We start from the raw sequence: 23119 nt of genomic DNA, 5'->3' as shown, positions 1-23119 counted from the left end.
CGGCTTATCTTTGTTTTTTACCTAAATAAAAAAGCACCCAAACGGTGCGAACTAATAAAAATTTAATGTCAATTTCGGTGAAATAGGAAAATTGGATTAATTGGAAAAAGAAAGGACGAAATGGCCTAGTAAATTTAAATGTTTCACTAAAATGTTATGAATATTATAAATACTTAGTTAACCATTGTAAAGAATCAGTGATTCTTATTCTTTTTCCTGCGAATTTTTATATCATGGGATTGTACCAAATTTTGAAACAATCAAGGAGGAAGTAAAAAATGAAGGAATTAAAAAATTGGATGTTAGTGTTAATGGCGTCTTTCATGTTGGTAGGAGTTGCCTCAGGTTGTAGCAATGCAAAAACAGATGCGGATACAGAGCAAAATCAAGATAGTGGCGATACTAACCAAGACAGTGGGTCTGATCAAGAATCAGGGCAATAATATTAAAAAGTGATAACAGGCGGGCCTAAACTTTTGGGCACCCTGTTATTTTTTTTACTTTCTAGGCACTCGGAGCATGATTAGCCCTACGTTGATCAGCCTGGTGATATTTCTATTATGGAAAACATGAAAGAACGAAAGCGACTGAAATTTACAAACAATATCATTTCTTTACAAAACTATACAAACCATTAATACTCAGTTAACAAATAAGGATTAATCTTATACCTGTAAACAAACAACAATCATAATTCTTAGGGGGATTTAAAGAAATGAAACGTGTGAAAAATTTAAGCCTGCTTACATTGCTAGCTGCATTAATGGTTTTCATGGCTGCTTGTGGAGGCACAACTTCTACAGATAAGACAGAAGGAACTGCGAAAAAAGAAACGCCAAAGACTGAAGAAACGAAAGAACTTTCTGGCTCATTAACTATTTCTGGCTCCTCTGCGATGCAGCCTTTAGTGGCAGCTGCTGCTGAAGAATTTATGGCTACTAATCCTAAAGTTGATATTCAAGTAAATGCTGGTGGATCTGGTACAGGCTTATCACAAGTTGCTGAGGGATCCGTTCAAATTGGTAACTCCGACGTATTTGCCGAGGAAAAAGAAGGTATTCCAGCGGATCAAATTGTCGACCATAAAGTAGCTGTTGTAGGTATGACTGCCGCTGTTAACCCTAAAGTAGGGATTAAAGATATTAAAAAAGCAGATCTAATTAAAGTTTTCACTGGAAAAATTACTAACTGGAAAGAACTTGGCGGAGCCGATCAAAAAATCGTTCTTGTCAACCGTCCTGATTCTTCAGGAACTCGTGCTATTTTCAATAAATTTGCTCTTGATGGCGCAACACCTGCAGAAGGAATTACGGAAGATTCTTCAAACACAGTTAAAAAGATTATTAACGAAACTGATGGTGCGGTTGGTTACCTTGCTTTCTCATATTTCACTGATGAAACAGTAACTCCTCTTGCAATTGACGGTGTTGAACCAACAGCAGAAAATGTCCAATCAGGTAAATTCCCAGTTTGGGCTTACCAACACTCTTATACAAAAGGCGAAGCTACAGATCTTGCGAAAACATTCCTTGATTATATGATGTCAGATGATATCCAAAATACTTTATTACAAGAACAAGGATACCTGCCTGTGACAAAAATGCAAGTTGAACGTGATGCTAAAGGAAATCAAAAAAATCTTTAAGAATGATAGTTTCATAATTTCATATTCATTCGTTTAGTAGATGAGAACCAATTAAAACCTTTATTTTAGGAGGATTTCAATGAATAAAAAGAGATTAGGTAAAAAAGGTACTGCTTTTGCTCTAACACTAGCGTTAACAATTCCTGCTCTAACACCTGCCGCGGCCGCATCCAATAGTCAGGTGAAGATTGATTCTGTTAAATTTAACGGTATGGCATCGCCAACTACTATTGATCAAATGGTAAAAACATATTCAACTGCATCTGTTGATGTGAAATACAGCAATGGAAAGGTAAAAAACTTTCCGCTAACTTATAAAAAGCTTTTTAAATCAGAAGATAAAGTTGCAATGAACAATGGTGAATTGATTGCTGCCGGTACGCCGATTGATTATTATGGTGATCCAATCATCGATACTAGTGTTCCTGAAAAACCAACACCATTTGTTTCAGATGCTCCGGATTCTAACAGCTTACTAAACCCAATTAACGGCAAGCTTTACATGGTAACACATTATGAATATCAGACAATAGATGCGGCTGGCAATTCTGCATATGGGATTGTTCCTGCTTCGATGTCATTAACAACGCTAGACCAAGATACGAAGACCGGTGAACTGAAAGAAAAAGAAGTAAAGAAAATTGATTTTTCTGATGTCAATGGTTTATGGATTCCTTGTAATGGATCCCTTTCTCCATGGAATACCCATTTAGGTTCGGAAGAGTATGAGCCAGATGCTCGCAGCTTTGAACTTAATCCAAGTTCACAAGCAAGAACTCAAGTTGAAAGCTTTGCTAAGCTTTACTTTGGGGATAAATCAAAAGCAAACCCATATTTCTATGGTTATGTTCCAGAAATCCAAGTAAAGAAGAGCGGTAAAGTCAAAGTAGAAAAACATTACAGCCTTGGCCGTTTTTCTCATGAATTAATGAAAATGATGCCAGATAACCGTACTGCTTATTTCGGTGATGACGGCGGAAACACAGGTTTGTTCATGTATGTAGCCGACCAATCTGAAGATTTATCAGCTGGTACGTTATATGCAGCTAAATTCGCTCAAACTGATACTACTAATGGCGGTACTGGAGATTTAACTTGGATTAAGCTAGGACATGCTAACGATAAGGAAATTAAAGCGATCATTGATAGCGGCATTAAATACAGTGATATCTTTGATTCTGCTGATACTCCACAAGCAGGCTATACACCGATTAAACAATATACTAATAGTAAAGTAGAATATGTAAAACTTAAGCCTGGTATGGAAAAAGCAGCAGCATTTCTTGAATCACGCCGCTATGCAGCATACCTTGGTGCCACTACTGAATTCAACAAAATGGAAGGTGTCACCTATAACGCAAAAGATAAAAAGGTATATATTGCTATTTCCGATCAAAGTGGCAGCATGGAAAAAGACACTAAAGGTGAACCAACTGATGATATTCAATTGCCAAAGATTAAGTCTGGTGTAACGTATCAATTAGACTTAAACGGAAGTCAAAAGGATAACAATGACAGTGTCATTCTTAGTAAATATGTAGCTACTTCCATGTCAGGTCTAGTCGTGGGTGAAGACCTTGCAACTGCAGATGCATATGGTAACACAGCTAATCCGGACAAAGTAGCGAACCCTGACAACTTGAGCTACTCTGAAGAAATGAGAACATTATTTATTGGTGAAGATAGCGGCAAGCATACCAATAACTATCTATGGGCGTATAATGTCGATACGAAAGAGTTAACACGTATTTTATCGAACCCTGCAGGAGCAGAATCCACTGGATTATTTGCTGCAGATGATCGTAATGGTTTCTCCTATATTATGAGTAATTTCCAACATCCAGGAGATGGAGTGAAAGATTACAATATTACTGCCGTTAATAAACAAGATTTATTAGATAAATTGGATAAAGAAATCGGTATTAATAAGACTGGTGGTATTGGCTATATTTCAGGTCTTCCATCATTTACAAATATGCCAGATTTCACAGCTCCCGCGGCTCCAACTATTAACCAAGTAACCGATCAATCAACCTCAGTAACCGGTAAAGCTGAGGCGAATGCAACGGCTAAGCTTTATGTAAATGGAACATATCAAAAGAGTACCACTGTTGATAAAAATGGCAATTACAAATTTACAATTGCAAAGCAACGTGCAGCAACAGAAATCAAGGTTACTGTGACTGACGAAGCAGGGAATGTAAGCACGGCAAGAAGTATTAAAGTAGTTGATAAGACGGCTCCTGCTAAACCATCTGTAAATAAAGTAACCTATAAGTCTACAATTATTACAGGAAAAGCTGAGATTGGTTCAACCGTCTATGTTTATAATGGGAAAAAGTTTGTAAGCAAAGCAGTTGCAGATACAAAAGGAAATTACAAAGTCAAAATTAAAACACAGAAAAAAAGTACAACCCTAACCATCTTTGCTCTTGATAAAGCCGGTAACAAAAGCAGTTCCGTTACTATTAAAGTGAATTAGAATTAATAAACAAATTGGGTGTCAGGCACTATGTGAAAATTTCACATGGTGCCTGACACCTTTTTTTGCTAAACAGCCATTTTAGGCGATTGAACGGAGTGTCAGCGAAGTTTAATTGACTGATTTTCAAATACTAATAAATGAAGCCTCAGCAAGATGCTATGAAAAATTGTTTTTTTATAGATTATGATATAATAATACAGGTAATAAATTTCTAGCTAAGGGGAAATGAATATGATTCTCGTCGTTGGCGGAGCGGGTTACATTGGTAGCCATCTTGTGAAGGAATTAGTGGAGAAAGAAGAAGTGGTTGTTCTCGATAACTTAACGACTGGTCACCGCCAGGCAGTTGACAGCCGTGCTGTCTTTGTTGAAGGTGATCTTGGCAATGAAGAAGATTTACAAATGATCTTTAAAAGTTATCCGATCAAAGCCGTTATGCACTTTGCTGCCTTTAGTTTGGTAGGAGAGTCTGTTGTCGACCCTTTGAAATATTATCAGAATAATGTGGCGGCAACACTTACCTTGTTAAAAGTCATGATGAAAAATAATGTAAAAAACTTTATTTTCTCTTCTACCGCTGCTACCTATGGAATTCCTGATGTGGAACTGATTGATGAAACTACACCAACTAAACCGATTAATCCCTATGGACATTCAAAATTAATGATCGAGCAAATCCTATCTGATTTCTCAAAATCCTATGGACTAAATTATGTGATTCTACGCTACTTTAATGCAGCGGGCGCTCATCAATCAGCTGTGATTGGCGAGAGTCATGACCCGGAAACCCATTTAATCCCTATCGTCCTTCAACAACTGTTAGGGCAGCGGGAAAAGGTATCCGTGTTCGGATCGGATTATGATACGGCTGATGGTACATGTATTCGGGATTATATCCACGTTACAGATTTAGCCAGTGCTCATATCCTCGCACTCGAGGCGCTATTAACCGGAAAGAAATCTACAGAGATTTATAATCTTGGCAACGGACTGGGCTATTCAGTTAAAGAAGTTATTGAAACCTGTGAAAGAGTAACCGGTGTCGAAGCAAACGTAGAAATGGCGGACCGCCGTGCAGGAGATCCCGCCATGCTTGTCGCTTCCTCGCAAAAGATTTTCAGCGAACTAGGCTGGAAGGCTGAACGAAACTTGGAAAGAATCATTGCGGATGCCTGGAAATGGCATAAACAACAACAGTATTAAAACAGCTCGGTGCCTAACACTATCACCGTATTTTAAATAAACAGGCCCCACTAAACTTAGGGGGCCTGTTTTATATTTTGAATCGAAAAACTATTCTGACTGCACAGCCATTATCCATTGCTAGTACATCGGTTCAGCGGTTATAATCTAGTTAGATAGTAAAAATTAGTAAACAAGGGTGCTGGTTCCTTTTTCCCTTGTTTAATATGTGCAGGAGGAAAGATAGTGAAGGTATCTAGTAAGTTAATCTTTGTGCTAATTCTCTCATTAGCGTTAGTAGGTTTAAGCGGATGCGCAGAGAAGGAAAAAGCGACAAGTGAAACTGCGAAAAAAACGACGAGTGAATCAGCGACAAAAACAGTTGAGACAAAAACCGCAGACGCAAAGACTGCAGCGAAAACAGAAGAAAAAAAGACGGAAACTGCTGAACCTAAAAAACAAGAAAACCAAGAAAAAGAGATTCATGATTTTGTTCTGGAAAATACTAAAATCGTTCAAGTTTCGAATATTAGTAGACGTGTCCATGAAAAACATCCTGACTTAGGTCCATTCTATGTGGTAAGAGGAATTGATGTAAGAGGGCAAAAAAGTGAAGTTTGGGTTAAAGATATGAAGATATTTGAGATGATCAACACGAAATAATCAAAAGGGGAAACGGTATGGACAAACTGGTCCAGTCGTTTCGCTTTTTGTATGTTAAGAACAAATAGAGTATATAAAACTAACAAAATATAGATGGTGATGCCCAGATTCACTCGGCAGAGCTTTTTGTGATACCAATAAAAAATAGGAATTTACGAGAAAACACGACTAGCAATAGATTCTAGACGTGTTTTTCTTTAGGGGGAATATGATAAATATAAATTTACCAAACTGTTAATTAGCCCTTGGTAGTTCGCTGTTCTGTTTGGTTTTTTTAGATATCATTTTTATACGGATAAAGTTTAACAATGGTTTTTCTAAGACTGAATGGAACACGCACCCAACTCCCAAACTTGCTAAGGCAATTATGATCATTAGGACATTTTCATTTATCATTTTCTCTAATCGTAGTAGGATTGAAATTTTAGACCAAACAATAATAGCTGGATAATGGGTTAGATAAATTGAATATGATGCATTTCCTAGATACAAGAATATATTAGGAATTTTAGTCTTTTTCTTTGACTCTAAATCCATTCGTGCCGCACCTAAAATTAGTAGAAAAGAAGAAAACCCATAAGTAATTACTCGATCAACTGGTAGTATTTCAAACTCTCCATTTATCCCGGCAATAATAAATCCAATTATTCCTGAGATCACTAGCAGCCAAGGAAATCTAAATGAATAACGAATAAATAAATAGGCAGCGGCCATTCCTAGAATGAACTCCAGATTAAATTTACTAAAGATAAAGTCTAAATAAAAGAAATTATTAAAATGAATCAGCCCAGCAAAAGATGCCATAGATATTATTGCCCAACTAATCACTAATGGTATTGAATACTTTGGTTTCAAATTTAATAGAGTTAGGCCAAAGACTAAATAAAAGAAAATTTCATGTGTTAACGTCCACGCCACACCTAAAATAGGAGGGGTGTCATTAGGAATAAGCAAAACTGATTTGACTAAAACGGATATTTCTGTTTCTGTCCCTTGTGCCCCAATCGTTGGTGACAGAAAGAGCAAAGGAATAAGGGGAATAACTATTACCCAGTATGTTGGGTAAATTCTAATAAACCTCTTCTTAAAATAAGAGGTAAGATTTGCTCTTCCTATATCATTATAATGAGCATAGAGAATAATAAAACCACTGAGCACAAAGAAAAAATCTACTCCATATGCACCAAAGGGGTTAAATATACCCCATGCGAAGTCTGTATTTAACATCGGTTCCAAGAGGTAGGAGTTATGATACAACAGTACTAAAATAGCTGCTATTCCTCTAAATAATTGTAATGAAGATAACTCTTTTTTCAATATTTCATTCTCCTATCTCTTAGGCGTTACCTAATTAATGGGTGTATTCTCCCCAGTTTTTGGTTTGCTTTTATGTTGATCAGTAAAGAGTAGCCAGCCAACAACTTGATAAAAAGCAATAGTAATCCCGTTTCCTATTAGTCCAAACATTGCTTCTGTCATGCTAAATAATGTAAATGAAAGAATAATTACTAGAGGAAATATTGTCACGATATGCTTATTACTTTGTATGGTATGAAGGAATGCTAACAATATTAATAATAGTAGAAATACTGATAATAATATCGATGGTATAATCCCATAAGCTCCAAGTATATATATTATGCTATTATGAGCACCCTCAATAAAATTTCGGAAGTAGTCTTCTCCATTTCCGAATAGAGATGAATCATTGCCAACAATCTTCCACACCCCAGTTCTTCCGCTCAAGAGATTTCCTTCATTATAGGTCGTAGAAAATTTTTCAATCATACCTTTAATGAACATTTCTTTGATGGGCGAAAACCAACCAATTAATCCGAGTAGGATTATAACAAGGAAGGGCTTAAAATTTCTCCATGCCACCACAAAATAAACAGAAATGATCAATGTGATAAATCCTACAACTAAAAGCGATGTTCGGCTCGATGAAAGTATTACACTAACTAGAGAAACGATCATAGCAATAATAAGAAGGTTTTTTCCAACTTTTCTTTTTTTAGATAAATTAATAAGCGTTAAAAAACCAGCAATAAATGAAACTGCAGCTATTTGTCCAAAACCATTTGAGTTGCCCGCTATCCCTTTGTAGGGTAGAGAATCTATTGGCACTGTAAGATAAGAAATTAGGATATAAAGAAAATTTGCAACAAATAGCGCCTGATGAATAACACGAAGGTCACTTTTAGTTATAAAAGCCATTACTGTAAAGTATATAAAAGGGACGAATACTAAAAAGAACACTCCTTGAACAGGAAATGAATGATGAATAATTTCTGAAAGTGCAACAGATAGACTAAATAAAATCCAGATAATAAAGATATAAGTAGCAAGATAGGAAGAGAATTGATAAAAAGTTAGTCTCTTCTTTTTAATATAAGTAATGATTAGGATGGCAAAAACAACGAAAATAAGAATGTATCTTGTATAGAGAAGTTCTGGCGTTAGCGGGTGATAAGCATTTCCGATTAGCACAATTGAAGCAGAAAAGTATATCAGTGTAAAAAGAATAAAATTTATTTTTCTCATCCTATTTCCCACTATAAATCTTTTCTAAATACTTTGCGTTTTCGTCTACATCGTAACCAAATTTTTCTAGGTTTCTTTTTCGTTCATTCCAGCCTGGAATTCTCTTTATAGCAGTTATTTTTTTCAATTCATCTGCCCATGCCTTTGCTCCCTCATGTAAATCTTTAAAAGTAACAAGATTCATTGATAAATCCACCTCTTTAGGAAGGGTATTCGATACTAGGCATGGAACTCCTGCCGCTTGTGCCTCAATAACAACATTTCCAAGACCTTCATAGATAGAAGGAAAAAGAAATACATCCAGTTTGCTCAAAATCTCTGGGACATCGGATCGAATTCCAAGCAGTTTCACAGAATCTCTTAATTGATAATCTTGAATGATGGCTTGGATCTTGTCTTTTTCGGGACCATCGCCAACAAGAATGGCAGAAGCATTCGGATGTTTTTTCTTAAAATGATAAAATGTTTCAAGAAAAAACGAATGGTTTTTAACAGAGTCGAAACGGCCGACATGGCCAACTATAGGCGAATTTATTGGGTTGGCCCTATTTCGTTTCGAAATTTGTTCATATACGTTTAGATCAAAACTGTTGGGTAAAATTATCGTATCAGCATTCTCCCCAAATAGTGATTCTCCAGCATCGAGCGAACAAGCAAACAAATGGGTTGCATGTTTTCGAAGGTTATATTTCATATATGATAAGTAGACTTGTCGAAAAATAGTTGCATTCTTCCCATCTGAGGTTGTATGACTATGGGCGACTCGAATTGGTATGAGGCCCTTTTTGGCTGTTTCCAAGATAAAGCCGCTGAAGGAATGTGTATGACTATGAACCGCACAAAACTTATTTTCGCTGAAAAGTTGGTATATCTGTTTTTGATAAGATTTTATATTTTTCATCTTTGGAGAGGGTAACCGAAAAATTCTACCCCCTAAGGCGATGATTTCATTTTCGTAATAGCCAATTTCGTCACTGTGGACTAAAAAATCAAACTGAATCTTTTCACGGTTCATGGCCCTGTATAAATTGATAACCATTGTTTCAGCGCCACCCACATTCATGGCCCTAAACACATGAAGAACTCGCTTAGTCATTGATATCACTCCATTAGTTAGAGTTCTGAATCGATAGTCTATGATGTTTTTTCGCTTGAACAAGATACACCATCACTGTTATGGCAAGCGTAAGCTGCTGTATCGCTGTTGTAATTATAGAAACAATGGCCGCTCCGGTTAGTCCAAAATGAGGAATGATTATGATACTCAGTATAATGGTTGAGATGACCCAAATACTAGATAAAATCGGTTGAATGGAAAATTTCCGCATCGCAGTCAGTGCAAATCCAAAAAAAGAACCTGCATACATAAGCGTTCCTGCAATCATAAGTAACACAAAAACCTTATGAAATTTTATATAATCTTGGGTGTAAACAATGCTAAGGACTTGTTTACCTATAATAAGTGTAAGGATAATACCACATAATCCATAAATGAATCCTAAGAGAACAAATTTCATTAATAGCTTGGAGAATTTAGTATACTCTTTATTGCTAAAATAGCTCGCTAATCGGGGACTAATTGTTTGCCCAATGGCATTTATGACAAGATTACCAGCTGTTACGATATAGAATAGCGCAGAAAAATATCCAACTGCTTCCGTTCCGCTGATCCGTTCAATCACATAGCGGGGAATGTTGGAATAAAGAGAAATCATCATCATCACTACACCAAGCGGAAAGCTTGTAAGAAAAAGCCTTTTAAGCGAATGAATATTAAATGATGATGCGTCAGTTACTACCATTTGTTTTGCTTTTGGGCTTTCGAACATTACAAGTACAAATAACCATGATAATGCGAAGCCTGTAACGGCAATTAATAGGCTTTTCGTAAGGGTGATAAGAATGGCTATGATGAATAAAGATGAGAATCCTCTTATGACCAGGGATTTTGCAATCATATCCATTCTTTCATGTTTTTGAAACAGACCATAATGAAGCTCAATGACCGATTCTACCAATTTAGCAGTACCTACTAAAAAAATAACAAAGGCTACTTGTCCTTTATAGTCACCAATTACTATTACAATCCCTAATACGACAAGGGCTATAAAACTACTTACCCCTTTTAGGAAAAGATACTGTTGAAACGAATATTCATTCTTGATATCGGTTGCTAACACGGAGCGTAACTGAAGGTCAAAGATTAAAATAATTGGTGCTGTGACAGCTAACCCTAGGGTAAATCCACCGACCATTTTAGGAGAACCTAATTTAGCAAGTACCATAATGATTCCCCACTGGGACAAGGCATAAATCAAATTTCCAATTAACATGAATGATACATTCCTCTTAAGTGACAAAGGAACCATAAAACTAACCCCCACTAAATAATACTACCAATAATAGACCTTTTTTGTTTCCTCACACATCTGTTCCACAGTAAAGGCACTCGCTATATTTAAAAAGTATCGTCCCTGTTCCGTACGTAAGTGATCATTCGAAAGTATAGAAACAAGCTTATGGTACATTGCTTGATCATCATTGATTTTGACCAGTAAATTCTTGTTACCCTCAGGGTCAACTACTTCCTTTACTCCGCCTACATCTGTACTTATCACAGGCAGGCCACGCCCACAGGCTTCGAGTAATACATACGGAAGCCCTTCTTTGTGGGAAGTAATCACCATCGCATGCATATTGTCCATCCATTCATGTACATGGTTCTGCAGCCCTTTTAAGCGGATCATGGAATGTAAATTTCGTATGTTTATCTCCCTTTGATAAAAATCAAATAAGGGGCCATCGCCAAGCAGCCAGAACTCTACAGAACTATTATTTTCTTCCTTAAAGTGGGTTGCTACACGCAACAGCATATCAATATTCTTTTCAGATGAAAACCGACCAACAAAGCCGACTATCTTTTTATCCATGACCCGAAGCTTTTGTTGCTTTTTCTCCCACTCCGCTACCGAAAGAATCGTGCCCCCGGGGATGCCATTATGGATGACAGACATTTTTTTCGCACGAATCCCGTGTGCTATTCCTTGCTGAAAATCGTAAGTGGAAACGGTGATAATGTTGGTAGACATCCAGCTGAAAACCTTCTCTAGTAAAAGGTAAAAGGTCTTCTTTTTCGCTGATAGGGTGGGGTCTGTAAAAACAAATCCGTGTGCTGTATAGATGTTTTTCTTTACCCGATTTAAAAATCCAGCCAGCCTTGCAATAATTCCTGCCTTTGAACTATGAGAATGGACCACATCATAGTTTCCTTTTTTGATAAAAAGAAAGACCTTCCATAATGCTTGGAGATCCTTTGCTATCTTAATCGTCCTTGGGATCGGGATGACCATTGTTTCAATGCTTCTTCTTATTAACGCTTGTTTAAGTGGCCCATCTTCACCTAAAACGACATGGACCTCATGCCCTTGCTTAGAAAACCACTCAGAGAGGTAGAGTAAGTGGTTTTGAGCTCCGCCAATATCTGCACCTGTAATAACATAGAGAATTTTCATTTAGGTAACGGTGTGGATTACACCTGCAACTCCTTTTATAAAGGCATCCTTCGTGAAATGGGCCTCGTATCTTTTGCGGGCATGCTGTCCAAGAAACTCACATAAAGCAGGGTCGTTATGCAAAACCTTTAATTTAGCAGCCAGTTCCGGTGAGCTCCCCTTATTAATGATAAACCCTGTTTGTCCGTCCTCAATTAACTCTGGGACACCGCCGACATTGGTTGCAATCGTCGGCAGCCCCAATGCCATCGCTTCAATGATCGAAAGCGGCATGCCTTCTGTGTCTGAAGGCAAAATCAACACATTGGAGGCGAGTAAAGATTCCCACGGATTTTCCAACCATCCTAAAAAAAAGACGGCATGAGAAATCTGATGGTGATGGACTAGTTCGTGTAAGCTTATTTTATAAGCATCATTATGCCAGGGTGGGCTTTCTCCAATAATATTTAATTGAACGTTCAGCCCTTGTTTCAGCAGCTCAGCACAAGCTGAAATGGCGAGGTCCTGTCTTTTTCCTTCTATTAAAGTACCTACCATACTTATTGTAAAAATAGGCTTTGCTTTTCTTCGTTCCATAGCCGCGAGTTCGACGCCATTGTGAATAGCAATAAACTTAGATTTCTGATTCGGGTAAAGAGCACTGTATGTATTTAGTAAGGCATGGGAGACGACAATGATCTTATCGGCTGCTCCGATCGCTATTTTTCCCAACAGATTATTTAACTGTTCTTCGCCGTGGATATGCCAAATCACCTTACGACCCAGCAATTTTGCCAGCCAGCCAATGATGAGCTGTGAGCGGAATTGACTAGTATAAACAATGTCAATCCGATTTCGTATGATATAGGACATCACGTGACAGAGGTGGGGAAGCATATGGAGCAATTGGAAAAAAAGAAAGAGGACCCCAGTGTTCACCTGCCCTTTGCGAACTTTATTGACGGTCTGATGAATGGGAATCACTGTCACCGTTTTCCCCTCTGCTTTAATTCGACTGTTCAATGGCCCATCAGTTGAAGTCACAAAAAAGGTTTCCATTTCTTCCTTTTCAAGGGAGATGAGAAGCTCAAGTTCGCATTTTTGCGCCCCTCCCCATTCGGGACGGCTTTCGTAAAAAAGAATTCGTTTCAAGGTGCTATCGCCATCCTTTTGCGAACAAAATAACAGGGATTGATTTCATGAAAATCTTCAAATCTAGCAAGACTGAAAAATTATTAATATAGTATAAATCCAGCTCTAATTTTTCTTCGGGCTTAAGATCGTAGCCACCGTTGATTTGTGCCCAGCCTGTTATCCCAGGCTTTACTTGAAGACGATGACGGAATTCAGGAAGATCCTTTTCGATTTCTTTAATAAAAACTAAGCGTTCGGGGCGGGGACCTATCAATGACATTTCCCCTCGTAAAATATTAATAAATTGAGGGATTTCATCGATTCGATATTTCCGAAAGTAGCGGCCAACCACCGTAATCCTAGAATCGTTTTCATGGGCCCATTGTGGACCATCTTTCTCTGCGTCCTCTCTCATTGTCCTAAATTTAAAAATAAAAAAGGGTCTTCCATCCACACCGATTCGTTCTTGTTTGTAAAAAATAGAACCTGAGGAATTAGCCTTAATTAAAACGGCCGCTAGCAACATTAAGGGGGCGAGGATGACAAGTGCCAAAAGGCTAAATAATATATCAATTATTTTTTTGGTATAATAGTAAAGAGGCTTGTTTTTATAGTTTGTAACGACAAGGTTTTGCTGGTTTACTATTTTCATCCATTCATCCCTCTATTATTGATAGATTAAGTCGCTTTTTTCAATTAGACATTATTATGTAATCTTGCAAATGGTGTCTTTTTTTATATTAATTTGGATTAAAATATTAAGGATATTATCCCAAATTATATTACAAATGTACTATATAATCCATAATATATTAATAATGGGATTAGTGGAAAAGGTTGGTATTCGATATGAACCTAACGTAGAAAAGAATCTTTCGATTTAAAGGATTCATTATTTAGACTTATTTGCAAATAGTAAAACCATTTACCTAGCGAGAGAACTTGGGTATGATTTTTTTATGGGTTATTATATGATGACGTTGAAAGGCTGTGGAAGAGTTGAAATTATTCTTTAAAAACTATCGATTCACGCTGCTTCTGCTAGCTGCTATTTTAATAGGCGGGGTGGCAGGTTTAATTTTTGGAACAAAAACAGCGGTGGTTAAGCCGTTTGGGGATTTATTTCTAAATTTAATGTTCATGATTATCGTCCCGCTGGTGTTCTTTAGCATCGCTTCTGCCATTTCAAATATGAACGGCATGAAACGACTTGGAAAAATAATGGGCAGTATTTTGGTTGTTTTCCTAGTAACAGCTTCAGTAGCGGCGATCCTTGGCTTAACCGGTGCTTCGATTATTCATCCAATTGAAAATGCCGATATTGCTTCTATTAAAGAGGTGATGAACCAATCAGCCGTGGAAGCGGATGCGGAGGACTTAACAATTCTAGACCACCTGGTCGCCACATTCACGGTGTCTGATTTCAATTTATTGCTCTCGAGAAGCAACATGCTCCAATTGATTGTCTTCTCTCTTTTGTTTGGAATTTCGACTGCGCTTGTTGGGGAAAAAGCGAAACCAGTGGCTAATTTCTTATCAGCGGCAACGGCCGTGATGATGAAGATGGTCAACATCATCATGTACTATGCACCAATAGGACTAGGCTGTTATTTTGCAGCGGTCATCGGCGAGCTCGGCCCGCAAATCTTAGAGGGATATGCCCGTTCGTTTGTACTCTATCTGATTCTTGCGGTGATTTATTACTTTGGATTCTTCACCTTGTATGCTTTTATCGCTGGGGGCAAGGCAGGAGTAAAGATTTTTTGGAAAAATGCTATTACCCCATCGGTTACAGCGATTGCAACGTGCTCAAGCGCAGCCTGCATTCCTGTCAACTTAGCGACGGTCCGAAAGATGGGGGTGCCAAAGGATATTGCCGAAACGATTATTCCTCTCGGTGCCAACACGCATAAGGATGGTTCCGTGTTTGGCGGCGTCCTGAAGATCGTCTTCCTATTTGCATTATTTGGGAAGGATTTAACGAGTATCTCTAATATCTTAAGTATACTGGGGGTCGCCTTTCTAGTCGGTGCGGTCATGGGTGCGATACCTGGCGGTGGAATGATCGGCGAGATGTTAATTATCAGTGTTTACGGCTTCCCACCAGAAACATTGCCAATAATTGCAGTGATCAGCACAATCATTGACGCACCTGCGACATTACTCAATTCAACCGGCAACACGGTGTGCGCCATGCTAGTTACTCGCTTAGTTGAAGGGAAAAACTGGTTGACTAAGGCAGTTAAAAGCGGAGAAATTGGTGCCTGACACCAACCATCAATTGGCTCGATAAACTAGTTTATAGTCTGCTGTGAGAATTTTAGGTTCTTGCAGCATTTTTTTGGGTGGATAATATTTGGTATTTGATGGTTCTTATGTAGTACGTTAAGATTAGGTTATTAAATTTGCTAAGGGGTCCTTTTTATGGATGGGAAAAGTACGGAACGTGAAGGAAATCATGACGTTGAAGTTTCGAGTATTCAATTATTAAATGAACGGCTCGACTTAACTTTAGCCTTCAGTAAGAGATATCAAATGTCAAGTGCGGTAGGTTATCTGCGTATATTCTTGCCGTTAGAACTCTCACATCCTAAAGACAATGATACCGAAACAATTCTCCTTAATAAAATTTCAGCAAGATTGCATGGTTCGCTGCGAGATATTGATACTGTAATCAAGGTCAATTCCAGAGATTTTATGATAATAATCGCTGATATTACCGAGCATGACTGTCAAATAATCTGCGAACGGATTATTCATTCCATTTCAGCTCCGTATCCGAATGATTTTCATTATTTTTCGATCAACAGCAGTATGGGGATTTGCATGTACCCTTATGGATCCGAAGAACGGGATGAGCTAAAAACGATGGCAAAGATACAAATGTATGATGCCCTAGAGCTGGGTGAAAATCGCTGTTCTTTTTATAAAGGGGATTTAAATCAAACCGCTTACCGCAAAGTGATCATCGAAAATGATCTTCCGTATGCACTCAAAAAAGGGCAGCTTTATGTTCACTATCAGCCGCAATATTGTTTGAAAAAGCGGGCTATCGTTGGTGCAGAGGCATTAATTCGTTGGAACCATCCGAGTTTAGGTGAAATTTTCCCGGGGGAATTTATCAGCTATGCAGAAGACGCTGGCATGCTAACCGGTCTGTTTTTCTGGGTTTTTGAAGAGGTTTGTAAAAAGATGGCCTGCGTGAAGGGTCGGTGCTTGAAATATTCGATTAACTTATCGGTGAATCAGCTCTTACTTGATTCTCTTATCCTTGATATTTCGAATATTCTAAAGCGGTACTCCATCCCAGCCGCACAAATTACCTTGGAGATTACTGAGAATATTGAGATATACACGGTTAAAAAAGTAAATGAGAAACTGCACTTACTAAAAGAAATGGGCTTCACGATCGCCTTAGATGATTTCGGAAATGGCTATTTCTCGTTTTCAGACTTTATAAAGCTGCCGATTGATTTTATTAAGCTTGACCGTGATTTCGTGTTTAGCCTTTTGAAAAATAAAAAGCATAAGGGTGTTATTACGCCGATTATTCAGATGGCTCATAACTTGGAACTAAAGGTTATTATTGAAGGAATTGAGGACCACACCCAGTTTACGGAATGGGTGAAACTCGACTGTGATTTGATCCAAGGGTATTTTATTAGTGAGCCGATTTCGTTTGAGGAACTGACTGAATCGATTGCTGAAATTGAGACGAGAGTGGCGGGAGATTTTTCAGTGAATGAACTGCAATAAAAGGGTGGATTATTAATGAAGAAAACGGTAAAGGATATTATCTATATTTTAGTAGGATCGCTTATTTTCGCAGTGGGTGTCAATTATTTTACGATCCCGAATCATCTCTCAGAGGGTGGCATTTTAGGGATTACGATTATTACCCACTATTTGTTTGATTGGTCGCCAGGTGTCGTGAATTTTATATTGAATGTAGCGCTGTTAGCCGTAGGTTATAAATTTTTTGAAAAAAGAACGTTTATCTATACACTGATTTCGATTGCAGCTTGCTCATTGTTTTTATTTTTAACCGAGGATATCGGCCATCGATTAACTGAGGATACATTTTTAGCTTCGATTTTTGCGGGTTTGCTGGTTGGTGTCGGGCTGGGGTTAATTTTCCGAACGGGAGGATCCTCGGGAGGGTCGACGATTTTAGCGAAATTGGCGAATCAGTTGCTGGGCTGGAGTATCGGCAAGGGTATGCTGATTATTGATATTTTAGTAGTAGTTGGCTCGATTTTCATCATCGGCTTGGAAAAATCAATGTATACGCTATTGATTGTGTTTATCGGCGCGAAGGCGATTGATTTCATCGTGGAAGGTTTGGATGAAAAGGTAGCGGTGATGATTATTTCCAATTTCCCTGAGCAGGTCTTGGATAACATCACCAGCCGGATGTCGCGTGGGTTAACGGTCCTAGACGGCCGCGGCGGCTACACGGGACAGAACAGAGAAGTTCTGTATATCGTCGTCAATAAGCAGGAAATCGTCCAATTGAAGAGTATTATCAAAGAAGTGGATGGAAACGCATATGTTACAGTCCATAACGTCCATGAAATGATCGGACATGGGTATAAAGCAAGTAAAACGAGTGCCTGACACCACATTGGTGTCAGGCACCATTTATATTTTCTCAATACTTACTCGTCCTGAGAAGAAGGTCGCACCGCCGCCCATATCGGCAATCCGGTCGGGAGTGAGGGCGTTTACTAGCTGTTTTGTGTCCCCAGAATCCGCCCATAGACCTTGTGTGGCTGCCACTCCAGGAAGGACATTTTCCCCAACCGCCGCCTTTAGCACGCATTCCCCGCGCTGGTTCCAGACTCGAACCATATCTCCATCTTCAATCCCCGACTTCCGTGCATCATGGAGATTCATATACACTCTCAGCTCCTTTTCCAAGCTAATATGCTTTTGATTGTTGGAAAAAGTAGAGTTTAAGAAATGATGATTTGGACCGGGCACAAACTGATACGGATGATCGCCGTCGTTTACTAAAGGTATATACGTTGGCAGCGGGGGATAGCCATCCTCTTTCATCTTCTGTGAAAATAATTCAATTTTTCCACTAGGGGTTGGCAGGTTCCCAGGGAAAATGGGTTTCACTTTTGCTTTCAGGAATGGCTGTTCCAAAAGTGTTTCATATGTTATTCCAGCCAAATAAGGATTAAGATGATAATCCAGGGCTTGTTCAATCATTTCCGCTTCTGTCTCCTGAAAGAGCGGTTCAGCGAAGCCCATTCCCTTTGCGAGTAGCCTGAATACATCGAGATTGGACTTGGACTCGGCATACGGTTCGATGACCGGCTGCTGCAGTTGAATGTAATGATGCCAATAGGATGTGTAGATGTCTGTATTTTCGAAGGAGGATGTCGCTGGCAGAACAATATCCGCGTATTTGGCCGTCTCTGTTAAAAATAAATCATGGACCACGGTAAATAAATCTTCACGTGCGAGGCCGTTTCTGACCTTGTTAGATTCCGGTGCAACTACAGCAGGGTTTGAGCCGTACACATAGAGTGACTTCACGGGCGGATCCAGCGTGAGCAGAGTGTCGCCGAGTAAGTTCATGTTAATCACGCGGGTTTGTTTATTTTCCAATAGATTCGGTCGCTGCAGGTTTGCAGTATTTGAAGCAAGATAAGTAGAATTTCCTTTGATCGCACCACCGCCCTTTTTTAGCCATTGGCCGGTGAGGGCTGGAAGGCAGGCGACGGTTCGGACGAACATCCCGCCATTATCGTGATGCTGGGGTCCGTTGCCGATCCGAATAAAAGCAGGCGATGTTTCGCCGTACATCCGTGCCAGCTTATAGATATCTTCGACCGGTACACCCGTGATGGCAGAAACCGTGTGAGGCTCATACTTGACGACATGTTCACGCAGTTCTTTGTGTCCAACCGTATATTTTTGTAAAAAGTCCTGATTGACTCTATTTTCTGAAAATAAGATGTGCATCATCCCTAAAGCAAGCGCACTGTCCGTGCCAGGTAAAATTGGAATAAACCAATCTGCTAATCTACCGGTTTGGTTTTTGTGAACATCAATAACAATGATTTTTGCGCCGTTTTGTTTGCGGTTTTTTTGAGCAAGGGCGACCTGATGCATGTTGGTACTTGCCGCATTAATCCCCCAAAAAATGAAAAGCTGGGAATGAATCGTATCCTCAGGGTCGATTCCTAGACTGCCGCCCATCGTATATTTATAACCTGCTGAACCAGCGGATGAACAAATGGTTTGGTCTAACCGGGAAGCCCCGAGGCGATGGAAAAACCGGCGGTCCATGCCCTCCGCATTAAGCCTGCCCATGTTTCCATAAAAGCTGTAGGGAAGAATGCTCTCGGGACCGTCGGAATCGATCAGTTCCTTCCAGCGGGAGGTAATGGTCTGGATTGCTTCCTCCCAGCTGATTCGTTCAAATTTGCCTTCGCCTTTGGGACCCGTGCGTTTCAACGGATAGGTGAGGCGGTTTTCATCATAAATCCGTTCGGTCATATTGCGGACCTTGTTACAGATATGCCCTTTTGTAACCGGATGCTGTGGGTCGCCATCCACCTTGATAATCTTCCCGTTTTCCTTATGCAGAAGTAACCCGCACTGATCCGGACAATCAAGCGGACAAACGGCCTGAAAAACACCCTCTCGCTTATCAATAAAAGTAGCCATAGCCTAGTTAATCCCCTTTCGTGATTCATTTGGATTTATGTTGGTGTCTATGTTGGTGTCAGGCACCATTCGTGGACATATGTACTCTCCGTATGGACGCGTTTCGCCGTTATGTTTTACCGTTTATTCCTAATATTGTTACTATCATAACATCAGGCACTCATTAAAAAAGAAAAAAAACTGGAGAATTCCAGTTTTTTTAGTTATGTGATTAATTAACTTTAATCGTTCTTGTTTTACTTTTATTTCCGGCAGCATCCTTCGAATAAATCTGAAGTGAGCTTCCTTTTCTTTGCTTACTAATTTTTAATTTAAAAGTGCCGCTACTGCTGGCAGTACCTTTGGAAAGAAGCTTACTTCCTTTATAAATATAAACAACAGATCTTTTTTCCGCTTTCCCAGAAACGTATGTGGTTTTACTAGTTACCTTATTTACTGATGGAAGAGTAGGTGCTTTTTTATCAATGGTAAAAGTAAATTTGTTTACTTTTCCATAACCATCTTTAATTGTTACTGTATATTTTCCTTCTTGAGTAAATGAATTAGAAGCTGGCCAAGTGATATTTCGACCATTTTTAATAACAGTTTTGCTTGTTAGTTTGTTATTTGTCACTTTTACGACTACGTTTTTATTTAATACAGCATTATTTTTAACTGATTTTCCATCACCTGAGACGGCGCTAATGACTGGAACCACCGTTACATTACTAGTTGCATATTTTCCATTGCTAGTTTTAACGGTAATTTTGGCGGTACCAGGTTTAATGGCACTAATGGTTCCATCTGATGTTACCTTTGCAACGGAACTATTACTAGTTGACCACACTAAATTCTTGTTGGTAGCAGTAGCAGGCTGAATGGAGGAAGTAAGCTTTTCAGAAGTCCCAACGCCCAAACGTAAAGCTGTTTTATTGATACTGATTTTTGTTACATTAACAGGTTCTTTATAACTTGGATTTGTGGTGAGCCATGCATAGGTATTTGTTCCATTTGCAGAATTATAGCTTGTTGGAATTCTAACTAACGGGTAGCCTCCCACAGATTTTTTCACCAGAATTCCGTAAATGACAGTGGATTCACTGCCAGGGTAAAGGGAAACATCAAATTGACTAAATCCTTCAAATTGATCTGATAATGTTGCGGTCGCAATTGGAGAAAGAGACACGCCACTCGGAGTAAAGAAACTATTCCCTGAATAAATGATATCTGTTACATCTAGTTGCTCCTCAGGTCCCGATACATGTTTCATATTAAACTTAAGCAAGATCCATTCCTCATCTGAACCGGGCTGTTCATTAAACATATTTTCACTGCTAACAATTTGATTGGCTTCTTCACCATGAATAATGTCCAATAGTTGAACTTCTACTGTTCTTTTAGGATCCCATGAGTATTTTTGCAGGGGGAATGAGTGTTTAATAAAAGCAGAATAAGGTGTTTGGCGATCACCAATACTTGCTTGAACTGCTAACCCGACAAGACTAAAAACGATTGCAAAAATTAATAATACCCTTGAAGCAGTTTTTATTGACTTCATCTATTTACCTCCAAATTCAATTGAATTCTATTTAAGTATAAAGTTCCAAAAAGAGGCAAAAAAAATACACTTGAGAGTCCAAGTGTATTATTTCAAAAGATTGTAATTAATCTTTGAGGAATATATTACTGCCCAAGCTGTTTGATTTGATCGAGAATGCTGCTGATTTCCTGGACACTTTGAAAAATTTCAGTATTTTCAAGGACAGAAGGGTCGAGCACTCCATTTTTATAATTTTTTAAGTACAGGTCAATTCCAGCGGTTAGTTTGTTGTTTTGGTCGACCAGTTGCTGGTGTAAATCAACCGCTATTTCAGGAGCTTGAAGTTTGTTAAAGGTAGAGATTTCTTGTTTCATATCCTGGAGCATCGTTTTGAGTTTAGCTGCGGCTTGCTTGTCGCCAACTGCTTGTTTGGCAATTGAGGGAGCATCATTGGCAAATGCCGTCGCCTTGTCTAAATAGTCCTTCGCATCATTGGCATACGTTAGGGTATCTTTCGCATCATTTATCAAGGAACAACCGCTCAGGAGCAATCCAATGATCGCAGCTAAAACTAATAACTTCTTTTTCATGCAGGAACCTCCGTTTCATTATTTCATTCTATCTAAAAGTGAAGGATACTAAACGGTGTCAGGCACCATTGGTGATATTTTCAAGACGGTTATATTAAAAATTATAGAATAGTAAGCACCCGATAACCTCGTTACACGTAGGATATTCATGAGAATTAACGGGAGGTTTTACGATGTATCCATACACTAATTACTACGATGCCCTATATAGACAAAATAATAAATTGATACGAGAAGTGGAAAAAGCGATGAGTGGAGAGTTCAATGCCATAAATTGTTACTCGAAATTAGCGGAATTAGCTCATAATGAGAAGGAGAAAGGCCAAATCCTAGAAATTCGCCAAGATGAAATAAGGCACTATCAACAATTTGAACAGATCTATACGAAGCTAACTAGGAGAAAGCCCCAACAACCAAAACTCAGCGAGGAATGCCCAAATGTTTACTTAGATGGATTGGAGTCTGCCTTAGAGGATGAGCAAAAAACAGTGGATTTTTACCATGAAGTCGCTGATGGTGCTTCTGATCGATCGATTAAAGAGGCTTTTCGAAGAGCGGCAGCAGATGAGCAAAATCATGCGGTTTGGTTTCTGTACTTTTTTACAAAAAATAAGTAGCCATTCTGATGAATTCCAACCGGCTTTTTCTGGGATTCCAGGAATTTAAAAAGAACACCCTTGTCATTTTGGCAAGGGTGATTTTAATATGTTTATCGTTATCTTAATCCCCGGTGCCACCGCTGTCTCCACCTGAATCTCCGCCACCGTCGGAACCACCGCCGTCAGCAGGGCCGTCTGAATCACTTTCGTAGTCATGAACATAATCATTGCTATGAGAACTTTTTCTTCCATTTACTAAACTTGGGAAGATAAAAAAGGCAGCGATAATTGCTAAGGTTCCAAAGAACTCCTGCACTCCAAAAATAAGATAAATGCCATAGACCAGTAGTAATAAACCTACCAGCCATTGAATTACTCTTACCGTTTTCAGAGACATCCCCCCAAATAGAACGTAAGAAATTTAACACCCTACAAAATAAATATTACAATCTAGGACTTTTTATACATTTTTTTGAAGTGCCAAACCGTTAAAGTCTTGTTAAATGAGTAGTTGGTGGTGTGGGAAAGAGAGAAAAGCTTTCCGTTGAATATTGAGTTAGAGTATGATGCCTGTTCAAGCTGA

General features: G+C 38.8%; 20 protein-coding genes. 9 read left to right on the top strand and 11 right to left on the bottom strand.

The features are described 5' to 3' along the window. Nucleotides 1-278 precede the first annotated feature (278 nt). The 5 genes from BDR01S_RS25885 (at nucleotide 279) to BDR01S_RS19155 (ending at nucleotide 5975) form a co-directional block, all read left to right on the top strand. Entirely contained in the window at nucleotides 279-443 is a 165-nt protein-coding gene (locus BDR01S_RS25885; protein WP_169801462.1) for a hypothetical protein, read from the top strand. Nucleotides 444-715: 272 nt separating this feature from the next. Continuing rightward, the gene (locus tag BDR01S_RS19170; RefSeq protein WP_066259042.1) at nucleotides 716-1645 is read left to right on the top strand and encodes a phosphate ABC transporter substrate-binding protein; all 930 of its coding nucleotides are present in this window, start codon (nucleotides 716-718) and stop codon (nucleotides 1643-1645) included. 79 nt (nucleotides 1646-1724) lie between these two features. After that, complete coding sequence (locus BDR01S_RS19165; protein ID WP_082797501.1) at nucleotides 1725-4127, top strand: Ig-like domain-containing protein; 2403 nt, start codon at nucleotides 1725-1727, stop codon at nucleotides 4125-4127. A gap of 234 nt (nucleotides 4128-4361) precedes the next feature. Further along, entirely contained in the window at nucleotides 4362-5333 is a 972-nt protein-coding gene (galE, locus tag BDR01S_RS19160) for a UDP-glucose 4-epimerase GalE (protein ID WP_066259039.1), read from the top strand. Nucleotides 5334-5558: 225 nt separating this feature from the next. Further along, nucleotides 5559-5975 carry a hypothetical protein gene (locus BDR01S_RS19155; protein ID WP_066259037.1) on the top strand — a complete coding sequence of 139 codons (417 nt, stop codon included), beginning with the start codon at nucleotides 5559-5561 and terminating at the stop codon, nucleotides 5973-5975. A 234-nt stretch (nucleotides 5976-6209) separates the two neighbouring features. Here BDR01S_RS19155 and BDR01S_RS19150 read toward each other — a convergent pair whose 3' ends face one another. Genes BDR01S_RS19150 through BDR01S_RS19120 form a run of 7 tightly spaced genes read right to left on the bottom strand, consistent with a single transcriptional unit; the run spans nucleotide 6210 to nucleotide 13796 of the window. Beyond that, nucleotides 6210-7292: an acyltransferase family protein gene (locus BDR01S_RS19150; protein WP_066259036.1), complete on the bottom strand. Its 1083-nt coding sequence runs from the start codon at nucleotides 7290-7292 to the stop codon at nucleotides 6210-6212. 30 nt (nucleotides 7293-7322) lie between these two features. Further along, nucleotides 7323-8519, bottom strand: coding sequence for an O-antigen ligase family protein (locus tag BDR01S_RS19145; RefSeq protein WP_066259034.1), 1197 nt, complete (start codon nucleotides 8517-8519; stop codon nucleotides 7323-7325). Nucleotide 8520: 1 nt separating this feature from the next. Continuing rightward, nucleotides 8521-9615: a glycosyltransferase family 1 protein gene (locus BDR01S_RS19140; protein WP_066259031.1), complete on the bottom strand. Its 1095-nt coding sequence runs from the start codon at nucleotides 9613-9615 to the stop codon at nucleotides 8521-8523. Between the two features lie 13 nt (nucleotides 9616-9628). Next, entirely contained in the window at nucleotides 9629-10888 is a 1260-nt protein-coding gene (locus BDR01S_RS19135; RefSeq protein ID WP_066259029.1) for an oligosaccharide flippase family protein, read from the bottom strand. Nucleotides 10889-10912: 24 nt separating this feature from the next. Then, nucleotides 10913-12031 (bottom strand): glycosyltransferase family 4 protein, encoded by a 1119-nt coding sequence (locus tag BDR01S_RS19130; protein WP_066259026.1) that lies wholly within the window; start codon nucleotides 12029-12031, stop codon nucleotides 10913-10915. Beyond that, nucleotides 12032-13162, bottom strand: a complete 1131-nt coding sequence (locus BDR01S_RS19125; RefSeq protein WP_066259023.1) for a glycosyltransferase — start codon at nucleotides 13160-13162, stop codon at nucleotides 12032-12034. A 4-nt stretch (nucleotides 13163-13166) separates the two neighbouring features. After that, entirely contained in the window at nucleotides 13167-13796 is a 630-nt protein-coding gene (locus BDR01S_RS19120) for an exopolysaccharide biosynthesis polyprenyl glycosylphosphotransferase (protein ID WP_066259019.1), read from the bottom strand. A gap of 347 nt (nucleotides 13797-14143) precedes the next feature. On the opposite strand from BDR01S_RS19120, the gene BDR01S_RS19115 reads away from it, so the two are divergent. The 3 genes from BDR01S_RS19115 to BDR01S_RS19105 all read left to right on the top strand — a co-directional run bounded on the left by BDR01S_RS19115 (nucleotide 14144) and on the right by BDR01S_RS19105 (nucleotide 17761). Then, nucleotides 14144-15412, top strand: a complete 1269-nt coding sequence (locus BDR01S_RS19115; RefSeq protein ID WP_066259018.1) for a dicarboxylate/amino acid:cation symporter — start codon at nucleotides 14144-14146, stop codon at nucleotides 15410-15412. Between the two features lie 156 nt (nucleotides 15413-15568). After that, nucleotides 15569-16900, top strand: coding sequence for a putative bifunctional diguanylate cyclase/phosphodiesterase (locus tag BDR01S_RS19110; protein WP_066259017.1), 1332 nt, complete (start codon nucleotides 15569-15571; stop codon nucleotides 16898-16900). 15 nt (nucleotides 16901-16915) lie between these two features. Next, on the top strand, nucleotides 16916-17761 hold the full coding sequence (locus BDR01S_RS19105) for a YitT family protein (RefSeq protein ID WP_066259016.1): 846 nt from the start codon (nucleotides 16916-16918) through the stop codon (nucleotides 17759-17761). Between the two features lie 24 nt (nucleotides 17762-17785). On the opposite strand, the gene BDR01S_RS19100 is transcribed toward BDR01S_RS19105, so the two are convergent. The 3 genes from BDR01S_RS19100 to BDR01S_RS19090 form a co-directional block, all read right to left on the bottom strand. Beyond that, the gene (locus BDR01S_RS19100) at nucleotides 17786-19828 is read right to left on the bottom strand and encodes a molybdopterin oxidoreductase family protein (protein ID WP_066259014.1); all 2043 of its coding nucleotides are present in this window, start codon (nucleotides 19826-19828) and stop codon (nucleotides 17786-17788) included. Nucleotides 19829-20039: 211 nt separating this feature from the next. Next, nucleotides 20040-21365, bottom strand: a complete 1326-nt coding sequence (locus tag BDR01S_RS19095; protein ID WP_066259010.1) for an Ig-like domain-containing protein — start codon at nucleotides 21363-21365, stop codon at nucleotides 20040-20042. Between the two features lie 125 nt (nucleotides 21366-21490). Next, nucleotides 21491-21937, bottom strand: a complete 447-nt coding sequence (locus BDR01S_RS19090; RefSeq protein ID WP_066259008.1) for a DUF6376 family protein — start codon at nucleotides 21935-21937, stop codon at nucleotides 21491-21493. A 173-nt stretch (nucleotides 21938-22110) separates the two neighbouring features. On the opposite strand from BDR01S_RS19090, the gene BDR01S_RS19085 reads away from it, so the two are divergent. Next, entirely contained in the window at nucleotides 22111-22554 is a 444-nt protein-coding gene (locus BDR01S_RS19085) for a ferritin-like domain-containing protein (protein WP_066259006.1), read from the top strand. 103 nt (nucleotides 22555-22657) lie between these two features. Here the strand turns inward: BDR01S_RS19085 and BDR01S_RS19080 are convergent, their stop codons facing one another. Further along, a complete protein-coding gene (locus tag BDR01S_RS19080) occupies nucleotides 22658-22933 on the bottom strand; it encodes a hypothetical protein (protein WP_066259004.1) in 276 nt (91 codons plus the stop codon). Nucleotides 22934-23119 lie beyond the last annotated feature (186 nt).

This window comes from Neobacillus drentensis NBRC 102427, assembly GCF_001591445.1.
GTDB classification, from domain to species: domain Bacteria; phylum Bacillota; class Bacilli; order Bacillales; family Cytobacillaceae; genus Neobacillus; species Neobacillus drentensis.
The sequence above is the reverse complement of the archived record's forward strand: the minus strand, read 5'-3'. Positions and strand labels throughout refer to the sequence as shown.

Bases quoted from the DNA above. Each gene is read 5' to 3' on its own strand.
- BDR01S_RS19100 (WP_066259014.1), bottom strand. From the start codon at position 19,828: ATGGCTACTTTTATTGATAAGCGAGAGGGTGTTTTTCAGGCCGTTTGT.
- BDR01S_RS19080 (WP_066259004.1), bottom strand. From the start codon at position 22,933: ATGTCTCTGAAAACGGTAAGAGTAATTCAATGGCTGGTAGGTTTATTA.
- BDR01S_RS19165 (WP_082797501.1), top strand. From the start codon at position 1,725: ATGAATAAAAAGAGATTAGGTAAAAAAGGTACTGCTTTTGCTCTAACA.
- BDR01S_RS19095 (WP_066259010.1), bottom strand. From the start codon at position 21,365: ATGAAGTCAATAAAAACTGCTTCAAGGGTATTATTAATTTTTGCAATC.
- BDR01S_RS19105 (WP_066259016.1), top strand. From the start codon at position 16,916: ATGAAGAAAACGGTAAAGGATATTATCTATATTTTAGTAGGATCGCTT.
- BDR01S_RS19130 (WP_066259026.1), bottom strand. From the start codon at position 12,031: ATGAAAATTCTCTATGTTATTACAGGTGCAGATATTGGCGGAGCTCAA.
- BDR01S_RS25885 (WP_169801462.1), top strand. From the start codon at position 279: ATGAAGGAATTAAAAAATTGGATGTTAGTGTTAATGGCGTCTTTCATG.
- BDR01S_RS19140 (WP_066259031.1), bottom strand. From the start codon at position 9,615: ATGACTAAGCGAGTTCTTCATGTGTTTAGGGCCATGAATGTGGGTGGC.
- BDR01S_RS19110 (WP_066259017.1), top strand. From the start codon at position 15,569: ATGGATGGGAAAAGTACGGAACGTGAAGGAAATCATGACGTTGAAGTT.
- BDR01S_RS19085 (WP_066259006.1), top strand. From the start codon at position 22,111: ATGTATCCATACACTAATTACTACGATGCCCTATATAGACAAAATAAT.
- BDR01S_RS19135 (WP_066259029.1), bottom strand. From the start codon at position 10,888: ATGGTTCCTTTGTCACTTAAGAGGAATGTATCATTCATGTTAATTGGA.
- BDR01S_RS19120 (WP_066259019.1), bottom strand. From the start codon at position 13,796: ATGAAAATAGTAAACCAGCAAAACCTTGTCGTTACAAACTATAAAAAC.
- BDR01S_RS19090 (WP_066259008.1), bottom strand. From the start codon at position 21,937: ATGAAAAAGAAGTTATTAGTTTTAGCTGCGATCATTGGATTGCTCCTG.
- BDR01S_RS19145 (WP_066259034.1), bottom strand. From the start codon at position 8,519: ATGAGAAAAATAAATTTTATTCTTTTTACACTGATATACTTTTCTGCT.
- BDR01S_RS19170 (WP_066259042.1), top strand. From the start codon at position 716: ATGAAACGTGTGAAAAATTTAAGCCTGCTTACATTGCTAGCTGCATTA.
- galE (WP_066259039.1), top strand. From the start codon at position 4,362: ATGATTCTCGTCGTTGGCGGAGCGGGTTACATTGGTAGCCATCTTGTG.